Here is a 12318-nt window from a genome sequence, read left to right as displayed (position 1 = left end):
CGTTATCATCACCAATTGCTTTGACTGACTTCTTTGTCCGTCTAGGTTCAACCGTCTCTTCATCCGAGATCGATAATTTATGTTTAATAATCACCGCCCCAATCACAATTCTGGCATCTTTGGCTGGACGGCCTAGTCTTGAACATAACGTCTTATAGTAACTCTCGGACAATTCATCCCACGGTAGACAATCTCTCAGTTTTACCCAGCGATTATTGGGATCTAGAATCATGCCCGGCGGTGTATCAAATCCTTCGAGTGGCAGTTGCTTTTGGCTGATATAACGAATCATAGTGCACGGTTTTTGGTGTTAATTCACATATTTACGTGCACCATTTTACCAAATAATACAATATTGTTAAACTCAATCAGTTAGTTATGCTTTTTGAGTAAGCTCTAATTAGTGAGCACATCGCGCGCGAATAATCCATGAGCCACATTATCGGCTCATGGATTATTCGTAGTGTATTAGAACAGACTTGAGGATTAGTACAGATTGAGAACAATTGCAGCTTTCCAAAGCAATCACAATTGCTATTTAAGTAATTATGGCATTTTGATAGGATTCTCATTAACACCTCGATACAAATCAAAAATGATAATGTGCCCCTATCCCAATGTATTCCACATTATTTCTTAGAAACTGTCCACTTGGGGAATTCCCGTTAAAGTATTCCAGGAGTATCTGTAACTTCCGACCAAGCACTTGTAAATTATCGAATTCAACACCCACCCTTGCTGAAACATCAGTGTTCCAGTTATTTTCCTGAAAATTCTTGAAGTCAGCTGCAATGATAGGACGAGCAGGTGCAAAATCCAGGCGCCAAGGGCTGCGAAACTCAATGCCATATTGTGTCATCCACACTTTGAGCGAGGATGGCTCTTTATGAAATAAGCCGCCGCCTCCACCATATAAGCGTACTCCATAAGGAAATTCATAGGATAGCCTGAGATCAGCACCCTCATAACTTAAATTAATTCGTTCAAATGCAGAGTTTACTCGGCGCAGCAAGAATTCGTCACCCAGATGTGAGCTTTGATGATAAATCCGACCAAACGCTGAAAATTGCTTCGCACGTACGCTTGAATATGCTGAGGCAATAAAATCTGTATTAATGAGATCTGCAGATGGAGCACCTAAATTAAAATCACTAAAAACCCCGGCCTGAAGCCCGGCTTCCCACTGAACCAGTGAACGTCCAAAATTCCCGCGGTAGAATGGTATCGTTTCACCAAAGCTAACTGCACCAATGTCTCTTCCCTCAAAGTTATCATTTACGAAATGACGATAAGAAGCCGAAAAATGAGCCCAGCGAGGATCCGCCAATAATGGTTTAAATAAATGACCACTGGGCAACAAGCCTGTCGGCAACAATGTGGGATCAGTGTTCGTTATCGCTACCGTTTGATCAGCGAATTGCTGGATGGGCTGTGAAGGAGCTGTAGCAATTGGTAGTTCCGTTGTAATTTGCGCTATTTTAACCTGATTAACTCCGGGAATTTCCGATAGCATCTGCACCACGCGTGATTGATCAGAAATATTTAAACTATCTTCCGGCAAAATAATGACTCCATTTTGCACAATGAGAGATGAAATATCCAAATTCAATTTATACCGTAACATACTGGTTGCGTAGCCAGCAATATAGGCGTCATTCGGAGGTGTTGTCTGAGCTACAGCCGCATTAGACAGCATGATCCCAACCAAGGCGATGAATCGCAAACAAATCATTATTGTTGCTTTATTCAGGCAAAGCAACTTTGACAATCAGATTGTTTTCTACAGACTTCACATCTTTCTGGGAATAAGCCACTTCTTCTGCCCTATCAATGAGCTCCTGAGAATCAACCATGCCACTCAGTTGCACCGTTCCATTAACTGTGGTCACTATAATGTCGGATAGCTCAAGCAATGGATCATTCACAATTGCCGCCTGTACATTTGAAGTAATAACCGAGTCATCGAGGTACTGAATACTTTCTTCGACCTGATCCGCTATCGAATTACGTGCTTCGCTAACTTCTTTACCGACTTGCTCTGTAATTTGCTCCATTTTTTGTTCGGCATTCTCAACTGAGCGATCAATATTTTCTCCCATTTTCTCCGCTGTTCCCTCTTGCTCGCAACCTGCCAAACCAAAAAGAGCAACCAAACCAGCAGTAATAATAATTCTCTTAATTAAAATGTTTTGTTCGCTTTTATCTGCAATTATCATAAATTCTCCTTAATTTTTTATTTCAGCCTATCAGCTGCATTTATATTCTATTGAAATTATGGGTAGTTTATCAAGCACATATTAATTTGAATTCTAACGAGCGAATTAAAAGTGATCTGTTCGCTGTCGCACATAAGCATCAGTAATAATGATCAATCTATAATTTTTTAATTTGTACAGCACTTGTAAATCTAGTGTTGTCAAATCTAAAAGCAAAGTGGAGAATAAGTTTCAGGATCGGTAATCAAATGTCCAGATCTTAGGAAAGGTGCCATGTCAGTAAGTGACCTGATTTAATGAAACCGGACATTCCAGTTGATATAGGATCAGGGAATACCAGGCGGAGAAAGCTGATCAATTATTCCGGGGTAATGGGAAACTGACACCGGAGCAGAAAGAAATTCGACAGTTGAAGGCGCAAATCAAGCAGCTCAAACTGGAGAGGGAAATACTAAAGGAAGCGGCGGTCTTTTTCGTGAAAGAAACGAAGTGAAATATTCGTTCATCACCCAAAGGAAGAAGACCTACCCGGTTGGCTTGATGTGCCAACTGATGGGTGTAAGTCGTAGCGCCTACTATGATTATGTCCGGCGCACTGACAATTATTCTGAAAAACAATGTCACGAGGAAATACTTGAAACGGTTCGAGGCATAGCGAACTCCAGCAATCATAGCTACGGCAGCCGCAGAATCGTAAAAGCACTGAATGCGTTGGGTTATCCGGTTGGTCGCTGGAAAGCTCGAAGCCTGATGCGGGAAGCCGGCGTGCAGTTCAAACTTGAGAATGGCTATCTGGCAACACCAGTCGCAAGCAGAACTGATAGTACAGCAGGACTCACGGATCGCAATATGCCAGTAAAGAATACCGGCGGCTTCTGAAAATACATGGCTTTATGGGTGGCATGAGCCGTATTGGTGATTGTTTCGACAATGTTAATCAACATGCAAATTACCAGGGAAAGGGTGAAATTAACAATAAACAACCCCGTGGCAAGACCACGGGGAATCGCAAGTTCATTTGGTATCTGATCGAACCGAGAGCTCCGCAGAAAACTACTACATTAATATCACATCATATTGTTCTTGTGTGTAGGATTCCTCAATTTGCAAGCTTATGGGCTTGGCTATGAAGTCGCCCAACTGAGCCAAACTCTGAGATTCTTCGTCAAGAAACAAATCAATGACTTGTTGTGATGCCAGGATTCGAAATTCATTCGCATTAAACTGCCTCGATTCCCTAAGTAACTCACGAAGAATCTCGTAGCAGATGGTTTGTGCCGTCCTAACTTCGCCTCGTCCTTGGCAAGTTGGGCAAGTTTCACAAAGCACTTGCGTCAAACTTTCACGGGTACGCTTACGCGTCATTTCAACCAAACCCAGCGAACTGAATCCGCTAACAGTTATGCGCGTACGATCTTTTATCAATGCTTTGTTGAATTCAGACAGGACCGCATTTCTATGATCCTCAGATTCCATATCGATGAAGTCAATGATGATAATTCCGCCCAGATTACGCATACGCAATTGCCTAGCAATGACCTGCGCCGCCTCAAGATTAGTTTTAAACACAGTGTCGTCGAAATTACGCACACCAATAAAGCCACCGGTATTGACATCCATGGTGGTAAGCGCTTCAGTTTGGTCAATGATTAAATATCCACCAGATTTTAAATTAACTCGGTTCGCCAGAGATCTTTCAATTTCGTCTTCAACCGCACACAAATCAAATAATGGACGATCACCGGTATATAAAGTTATCCGCTCCGCAATACATGTCATGTAGCTTTGCGCAAACTTAACCAATCTTTGATAATTTTCACGTGAATCCACCAGAATACGGACTGTATCTTCATCAATAAAATCACGTAATACACGATGACTGAGATCCAAATCCTGATAAAGCAATACGGGCGCCAAGATAGTCACAGATTTTTGTTGAATGTCGCGCCATAGTCGATGCAAATATTCCAAGTCTGCACGGAGATCGTTCTCATCCGCAGTTTCTGCCATGGTTCGGATGATGTAGCCCCCTTTTTCATCCTCTGGTAGAATTTGCTGCAACTTCTCACGCAATAATTCACGTTCACTATCATCTTCAATACGCTGTGAAATACCAATATGGGATTCTTGCGGTAGATAAACCAATAAACGCCCAGCCAGACTTATTTGAGTAGAAAGACGTGCGCCTTTCGTGCTTATCGCATCCTTGATCACCTGAACCAAGATGCTATTACCTTCGTGAAGAAGCTTCTCGATCGGTCTTAAAGCATCATCTTCCGACCTGGAATCGCGAATATCCGCGACATGCAAAAAAGCCGCTCGGTCAAGACCAATATCTACAAATGCCGATTGCATACCGGGTAATACACGGCTCACACGACCGTTATAAATATTTCCTACGATGCCACGTCCACTAGTCCGCTCAATATGAAGCTCTTGCGTTACGCCTTGTTCGAGTATGGCCACCCTGGTTTCTTGTGGCGTAATATTGACTAGAATTTCGTTACTCATATCCGATACGTATTATTATTTTTGAAACCAAGCAATTGAGTTTTAAAACCAAAAATTAATACGGTATCCTTCACATAACATCCTAAGATAAATCTTTATCGAGACATTTAACAGGCCGTTAGAAAATGTTTTCGAAGCAGTTGAAGCAAGACAAAAACAGGTGGAAAAGCACAGTTTCTGCATAATAAAAGCATCTTAAGCCTGTTTTTAACACCACAGCAGCAATGTGCAGATAGGTTCGTTCTCAACGGCTTGTTAAACTAAACAACTTGTACACCCACTTCTTCAAGCAATTGTATAGTTTCGTACAGTGGAAGACCCATAATACCACTATAGCTACCTGATATCTCAGCAATAAATGCAGCTGCCACGCCCTGAATTGCATAAGCGCCTGCTTTGTCTAAAATATTATTATTTTCCAGATATCGACGTATTTCCTGCTCGCCAATTTCACGAAACCGCACAGTTGAAGTCGATAGTTTAACTTGAGTATTATCCTTGACTCCAACACCAATGGCTGTTAATACCTGATGTGATCGCCCGGATAAAGTTTTTAACATATCTTCCGCGTGCATTTTATCTTTGGGTTTCCCTAATATACAACCGTCAATCGTAACAATGGTATCCGCGACCAAAACAGGCAATACAGGTAATCGCCGTTGCAACAGCCTTTTCCAGCCTTCTGTAGCTTTAAATTGTGTAATCCGATAAATATAGTCAGTAGCCGCTTCATTTTCTAGCGACTGTTCATCGACATCAATAGCACGACCTAAGGTTTCACGCATCATCAGAAGGTTAAATCGCACGCCAACCTGTCTTAATAATTCACGTCTTCTAGGGCTTCTTGAGGCAAGATATATTTGGTTTTCAGGAAACATTTCAATCAATATGGTAATAATTAATAAACGCGGGATTCCAATATTATTAGCGGTCTATCTATGGTATCTGAAACGCGACAGAAAAGTGAATTTAGTGCATCTCTGCTTTTCAATCTCTGTGGTAAGGATGGTTTTTGAGAATGGATATTGCCCGATAGAGCTGCTCTGCCAATACTACCCGAACAAGTCCATGAGGTAAGGTAAACTCCGATACAGCAATCAATTCGTTAGTGGTATGTTTGATATCACTATGTAAGCCATCGGCTCCTCCAATAACAAAAGCAATCGCATCGCCATTATTCATCCATCCTTGCATTTCATTAGCAAATCGTTTTGTTGTCCATTGTTGACCGCCTTCATCCAAAACTTTGACGCGACAATGATGCGGCAAGACGGCACGAATCCTCTGGTACTCTGCCCACAGAAGTTGTTCGATTGGTTTTCCAACAGCACGTTTCTCCGGCTTTATTTCAATCAAATTTACCGAAATTTCCCGCGGTATGCGCTTGATATACTCAAGATAACCCGTATTGACCCAATCGGGCATCTTGTGCCCGACCGCGAGTATAAAACATTTCATAATTTAAAGAAATTGTGCATGATCGGGTAGAGACTAACCCCGCTCGGACCATAGTGCTTTCAAATTGTAATATTCACGCACGGCTGGCAACATAATATGCACGATCACATCACCCAAATCAACCAGCAGCCATTCGCCTGTCTGCTCCCCTTCCACACTGAAGACATTTCCTCCAGCAGCTTTAACCTTTTCTTGCACATTATTCGCCAACGATTTTGTCTGGCGCGTCGAATCCGCACTGGCAATAATGATGTGTTCAAACATCGAAGTTATTTTTGCAACGTTGATTACATCAATATCATGCGCTTTAATTTCCTCCAGCGCATCGGTAATGACCGTAATAAGCTTTTCAGAATTCATAAATCTCCGGTGTATAACCGATTGGATTGAATATAATCCGCAACATTCTCTGGCAACAAATAACGAATGCTTTTATTATTTTTTATCAATAATCGAATCTGCGATGCTGAAATTTCCAGCAAAGATGTCTGGGCGGTATAAATAAAACCATTGGGTTGTAATTCAAGATTACCGGCATACGTTACAGAACGAGATAAAAATTCTTTCCTTATCTCCGCCGATAAGGCTTTATCTTCGTTAATAGAAACATAGCCTGGGCGGGCAACTAAAATAATGTGACACAGCGTAAATAATTCCTGCCACTCCGCCCATTGATCTATCTTAACAAATGCGTCAATCCCTAAAATAAAACAAAGTGCCGCATTATCACCGAGCTCACGCCTGAATTCACGCAGCGACTGAATTGTTGTGCTCACACCGGGGCGGTTTACTTCGCGCTCGTCAAGAGAAAACTTAGTGTTATCTTGAATTGCCAAATGCACCATAGCTGAACGGTGACCTCTCGATGCGGCAGGAGCAACTCGCAACCTAGGCACACCGGAGGGAACAAAAAGAATCCGCTTCAGACCAGCATTATTGAGTAATTCTTCGGCGATACGCAAATGACCATAATGAATGGGATCAAATGTACCGCCATAGATCCCGATTACAGGAAATTTATCGCCAATTTCCATCCGTCTCAGTCTTTTAAAATTTAGGGTATATCATAGTAAAGCAAGCCGCATATCTGCCAACACTTCTGACAAGTGCGTGGTGAAACGCGCTGCAGTGGCACCATCAATGACGCGATGATCGTAGGAAAGTGACAAAGGCAGTATTAAACGTGGAACAAACTCGTGGTCTCGATATACCGGTTTAGTGTCAGCTCTTGAAATTCCTAAAATAGCGACTTCAGGTGCATTGATAATTGGTGTAAATGCTGTCCCACCAATCCCACCTAAACTCGATATAGTAAAACTGGCGCCCTGCATATCAGCGGGTTTTAATTTGCTCTCACGCGCCAATGCAGAAAGCTTAGTTAACTCTTCGGCAATCGCGATAATACCTTTTTTATCGACATCTTTAATCACAGGTACAACCAAACCATTACTGGTATCCACTGCAAAACCGACATGGTAGTAATGTTTGATGACTAAACTGACCTCACCGCCTGACTTATTATCGAGTGATGCGTTAAATTCTGGAAATTTCTTTAACGGTGTGATCAATGCTTTCATCAAAAATGCCAACAGAGTCAACTTCACTTTACTGCCATTCTGATTTGCGTTGGATTTTTTCCGCAACGCTTCCAAATCAGTAATATCGGCCTCATCAAACTGGGTTACATGCGGGATCATTACCCAATTCCGGTGCAAATTGGCACCAGAAATTTGTTTGATTCGTGTCAAGCTCTCTAATTCGATGGGCCCGTATTTAGCGAAATTTACTTCGGGCCATGGCAACAAATCAAGCACCGCGCCGGAACTCCCATTTCCAGGCTTTGATAATTCTGCCTTTACATAAGCCTGCACATCTTCTTTCAGGATACGATGCTTAGGACCGCTTCCTGCAATTAACTCCAGATTAACACCAAGCTCTCGGGCGAAGCGGCGAATTGATGGGCTGGCATGCGCCTTAGAAGAAACATTGTCCTTAGTCGATGCCTGTTGTAGCGCGTTTTTTTGCTCTCGCTGAACCTCGTCCGGTTTGACCTCAACTTCAGGCACAACTTCCTCGATATCCTGATGGGTGTTTTTTTTCGCTGCAGTTTGGAGCGGAGTTTCTGTTTCTGTTTCTGTTTCTGTTTCGCCAGAATATTCGATGGTTAAAATCGCTGTACCTTCCGATACCTTGTCTCCGGGTTTGACAAAAATTTCCTTGATCAAACCGGCGAAGGGTGATGGAATCTCGATGGTGGCCTTGTCGGATTCCAGTGTAATCAGCGAATCCTCTGCTTTAACAGCATCGCCCGCTTTAATTAGGATTTCAATAACAGGAACGTCTTTGAAATCTCCGATATCAGGAATAAAGACTTTTTTTAATTCAGCCACATGCTTTCCTCAAATTGCACCGCTAGAAAGAGATAATAATGCAAGGATTCGACTTAAACGATTAATGTTCTTTCGCGCCTTCACTTTAAACTCAGCTTATCGCGGGATTAGGTTTCTCAGGGTCAATGCCATATTTCTTTATGGCGTCCGCAACCTGTTTATTTGAAATTTTCTCTTCTTCCGATAGGGCTTTGAGCGCTGCAACGGTAATATAAAAACGATCCACTTCAAAAAAATGCCGTAATTTTTCACGCGTGTCAGAACGCCCAAAACCATCTGTTCCAAGAACACAATATCGTCCAGGAACAAATTCGCGAATTTGATCGGCATAAATCTTCATATAATCGGTTGCCGCAACAACAGGCCCTTTACGTCCTTTAAGGCAATTTTCTACATGAGACAATTTAGCCGGCTGCGTAGGGTGCAACATATTCCAACGCATAACACCCAGCGCCTCACGCCTTAGTTCATTGAAACTGGTGACACCCCAAATATCAGCATTAACATTATATTCCTGCTTGAGTATTTCGGCAGCTGCGATCACTTCGCGCAGTATAGCTCCCGCCCCTAATAACTGAACACGTGGCCCTTTGCTGCTTTTATTTCCTGGCTTGAACAAATACATACCCCGCAGAATATTTTTCTCAGCACCAACAGGCATTTCAGGATGCGAGTAGTTTTCATTCATTACTGTAATATAGTAATAAATATCCTCTTGCTCTTGACACATCCGGCGCAATCCATCCTGGATAATGACAGCCAGCTCATAGGCAAATGCCGGGTCATACGATACGCAATTAGGAATTGTTGACGCAACGATATGACTATGTCCATCTTCATGCTGCAACCCTTCACCGTTCAATGTCGTACGACCTGCTGTCCCACCCAGTAAAAAGCCGCGACAACGCATATCTCCGGCCGCCCAAGCTAAGTCACCAACACGCTGAAAGCCAAACATGGAATAAAAAATAAAAAATGGAATCATCTGAATTCCATGTGTACTATAAGATGTCGCAGCCGCGATCCAGGACGACATTGCGCCCGCTTCACAAATACCTTCTTGCAGGATCTGTCCATGCTTGTCTTCTTTATAATACATCAGTTGATCGGCATCTTGCGGCGTATACAATTGACCCACCGATGACCAGATCCCCAATTGTCGGAACATACCTTCCATACCAAAGGTGCGCGACTCATCGGCAACAATCGGGACGACATGCTTACCGATTTTTTTATCTTTGACCAAAATATTCAGAATACGCACATAAGCCATGGTCGTTGACGATTCATGCCCCTCTGCACTGGCTTTCAGTAATGATTCAAAAGTGGATAATGGCGGCACTTGTAATGATTGCGCCTTGGTTTTACGGCGATGAAAAGCACCTCCCAACACTTTACGTCGCTCTTCCATGTAAGTGAATTCTGGAGAATCTTTAGCAAACGTGAGATAAGGTATTTCGTCTATCTTGTCATCCGGAATATCCAAACCAAAACGATTACGGAAAGCTTTGAGTGACGTGGTTCCCATCTTTTTCTGCTGATGCGTAATGTTTTGCGCTTCCCCGGCTTCACCCATACCATACCCTTTAATAGTTTTAGCGAGTATTACGGTAGGTTGACCGGTATGTTTGACCGCCGCTGCATAAGCTGCATATACCTTATAGGGATCATGCCCACCCCGGTTTAACCGCCAAATATCATCATCCGACATATTGGCAACCATTTCCAATAATTCAGGGTATTTTCCAAAAAAGTGCTTACGCACGTATGCGCCGTCGCGCGACTTAAAGTTCTGATATTCTCCGTCCACGCATTCCATCATGCGTTTCTGCAATAAGCCTTTAGTATCCTTGGCTAATAAAGGATCCCAATAGGATCCCCAAATCACTTTGATCACATTCCAACCAGCACCCCGAAACGCACCTTCCAACTCCTGGATAATTTTGCCATTTCCTCGCACTGGCCCATCCAGACGCTGAAGATTACAGTTAACTACAAAAATGAGATTATCCAAATTCTCACGGGATGCCAATGAAATTGCACCGAGCGATTCAGGCTCGTCCATTTCACCATCACCCATGAATGCCCAGATTTTCCGTCCTTCGGTGTTAACCATTTCCCGGCTACCGAGGTATTTCATGAATCGTGCTTGATAAATCGCCATTAACGGGCCCAATCCCATTGAAACAGTTGGGAATTGCCAGAAAGTGGGCATTAGCCAAGGATGCGGATAAGAAGACAATCCATTTCCGCCGGCTTCTTGACGAAAATTATCCAGCTGTTCCTGACTTAATTCTCCAGACAGAAATGCATACGCATAAACACCTGGGGAGGAGTGCCCCTGCACATAAACTAAATCTCCGCCGTGAGTTTCACTCGGCGCATGCCAGAAGTGATTGTAACCGACATCGTAGAGCGTTGCGGCTGATGCAAAACTTGCTATATGTCCACCAACATTGGTTTCTTTATTGGCACGCAGCACCATCGCCATGGCATTCCAGCGAACATACGAGCGAACTCTGTGTTCGATCGCGTTATTGCCCGGTGAATGCGCTTCTTTGCCAGTCGGAATGGTGTTGATATAAGCAGTTCTAGCGCTATAAGGCAAATAAGCACCCGAGCGGCGTGCTTTTTCAATCAGCTTTTGCAGCAGAAAGTGAGCACGCTCCCCGCCAGCACTAACAATAACTGAATCCAGCGCATCCAGCCACTCCTGTGTTTCTTGCGGATCAATATCGGGTTGTAATTCCATTTCCAAGGACACTCATTAAAGGTTAATTGGCTTAAAATTACTTAATACTGGCCTGAGCACGTTCCGCAGCCAAGATGGTGTTACACAGCAGCATGGTAATTGTCATCGGCCCTACTCCGCCAGGAACTGGTGTAATGTAACTGACAATTTCTTTGACAGATTCAAAATCGACATCGCCGCAGAGCTTACCATCCGGCAATCGATTAATGCCCACATCCACAACTACAGCCCCTGGTTTTACCATTTTAGCAGTAATCATGCGCGGTTTCCCTGTTGCGACTACCAAAATATCAGCATTTTTAGTAAATTGCGACAAATCACGTGTTTTCGAAGTGCAGATAGTAACTGTAGCGCCTTGCTCTAATAGCATCAGTGCCATCGGTTTTCCAACAATATTGCTGCGCCCAACCACTACTGCGTGCTGACCTTCTATTGGAATATGGTTCTTTTCCAGCATTACCATCACCCCATAGGGAGTACAGGGTGAGAATGCGGTGTTTCCAGTAACTAATGCGCCAACGTTATAGAGATGGAAACCATCCACATCTTTCTCAGTGGCAATAGAGGTTATGACGCGATTATTTTCAAAATGCGCTGGGAGCGGCAATTGGACTAGAATACCGTGGATATGTGGATTTTCATTGAGCGATTGAATACACGCCAAGACTTCATCCTGTGCTGCATTCTCTGGAAAACTATGTACTTCAGAATAAATACCAATATCGCCACATGCTTTGATTTTATTTCTAACATAAATTGCGGATGCCGCATTATTGCCAACGATAATCACGGCCAGTCCTGGCTTTACGCCTAACTGAACAAGTTTGTCAGCACGAACTTTCCACTCAGCGCGCACCAATTCTGCTACTTTCTTGCCATCAAGAATATGAGTATCCATCTATTTGTCAGCAGCCAGTTGATCCATTACGGTGAATTTAATGCTATACATTGGAAAACATGAAGCATATTTATTGACAGTCATGCTTCAAAG

10 protein-coding genes and 2 pseudogenes are annotated in these 12318 nt (G+C 43.1%); 1 reads left to right on the top strand and 11 read right to left on the bottom strand.

Annotation, left to right across the window (positions count from 1 at the left end; all coding sequences use genetic code 11):
* From QZV86_RS04850 to QZV86_RS04840, 3 genes and pseudogenes are all read right to left on the bottom strand, one after another.
* A pseudogene (locus tag QZV86_RS04850) lies at window positions 1-292 on the bottom strand (IS5/IS1182 family transposase); the annotation flags it as partial.
* 297 nt (window positions 293-589) lie between these two features.
* Window positions 590-1732, bottom strand: coding sequence for a DUF1207 domain-containing protein (locus tag QZV86_RS04845; RefSeq protein ID WP_295624594.1), 1143 nt, complete (start codon window positions 1730-1732; stop codon window positions 590-592).
* Window positions 1733-1742: 10 nt separating this feature from the next.
* Window positions 1743-2216 carry a BON domain-containing protein gene (locus tag QZV86_RS04840; RefSeq protein WP_295624592.1) on the bottom strand — a complete coding sequence of 158 codons (474 nt, stop codon included), beginning with the start codon at window positions 2214-2216 and terminating at the stop codon, window positions 1743-1745.
* Window positions 2217-2541: 325 nt separating this feature from the next.
* Between QZV86_RS04840 and QZV86_RS04835 the strand changes: the two are divergent.
* A pseudogene (locus QZV86_RS04835) lies at window positions 2542-3148 on the top strand (IS3 family transposase); the annotation flags it as partial.
* A gap of 124 nt (window positions 3149-3272) precedes the next feature.
* Here QZV86_RS04835 and rng read toward each other — a convergent pair.
* The 8 genes from rng to folD form a co-directional block, all read right to left on the bottom strand.
* Window positions 3273-4727, bottom strand: coding sequence for a ribonuclease G (gene rng / locus QZV86_RS04830; RefSeq protein WP_295624590.1), 1455 nt, complete (start codon window positions 4725-4727; stop codon window positions 3273-3275).
* Between the two features lie 260 nt (window positions 4728-4987).
* Entirely contained in the window at window positions 4988-5605 is a 618-nt protein-coding gene (locus QZV86_RS04825) for a nucleoside triphosphate pyrophosphatase (protein ID WP_295624588.1), read from the bottom strand.
* Between the two features lie 109 nt (window positions 5606-5714).
* Entirely contained in the window at window positions 5715-6185 is a 471-nt protein-coding gene (gene rlmH, locus QZV86_RS04820) for a 23S rRNA (pseudouridine(1915)-N(3))-methyltransferase RlmH (protein ID WP_295624586.1), read from the bottom strand.
* A gap of 33 nt (window positions 6186-6218) precedes the next feature.
* Window positions 6219-6545, bottom strand: a complete 327-nt coding sequence (rsfS, locus tag QZV86_RS04815) for a ribosome silencing factor (protein WP_295624584.1) — start codon at window positions 6543-6545, stop codon at window positions 6219-6221.
* Window positions 6542-7219 carry a nicotinate-nucleotide adenylyltransferase gene (nadD, locus tag QZV86_RS04810; RefSeq protein ID WP_295624582.1) on the bottom strand — a complete coding sequence of 226 codons (678 nt, stop codon included), beginning with the start codon at window positions 7217-7219 and terminating at the stop codon, window positions 6542-6544. The genes rsfS and nadD overlap by 4 nt, the downstream gene beginning before the upstream one ends.
* 30 nt (window positions 7220-7249) lie before the next feature.
* On the bottom strand, window positions 7250-8575 hold the full coding sequence (aceF, locus tag QZV86_RS04805) for a dihydrolipoyllysine-residue acetyltransferase (RefSeq protein WP_295624580.1): 1326 nt from the start codon (window positions 8573-8575) through the stop codon (window positions 7250-7252).
* A gap of 91 nt (window positions 8576-8666) precedes the next feature.
* Window positions 8667-11327: a pyruvate dehydrogenase (acetyl-transferring), homodimeric type gene (gene aceE / locus QZV86_RS04800; RefSeq protein WP_295624578.1), complete on the bottom strand. Its 2661-nt coding sequence runs from the start codon at window positions 11325-11327 to the stop codon at window positions 8667-8669.
* Between the two features lie 37 nt (window positions 11328-11364).
* Complete coding sequence (folD, locus tag QZV86_RS04795; RefSeq protein ID WP_295624576.1) at window positions 11365-12225, bottom strand: bifunctional methylenetetrahydrofolate dehydrogenase/methenyltetrahydrofolate cyclohydrolase FolD; 861 nt, start codon at window positions 12223-12225, stop codon at window positions 11365-11367.
* Window positions 12226-12318: the final 93 nt, after the last annotated feature.

The sequence above is a fragment of the uncultured Nitrosomonas sp. genome, assembly GCF_902826915.1.
Taxonomy (GTDB): Bacteria; Pseudomonadota; Gammaproteobacteria; order Burkholderiales; family Nitrosomonadaceae; genus Nitrosomonas.
The sequence above is the reverse complement of the archived record's forward strand: the minus strand, read 5'-3'. Positions and strand labels throughout refer to the sequence as shown.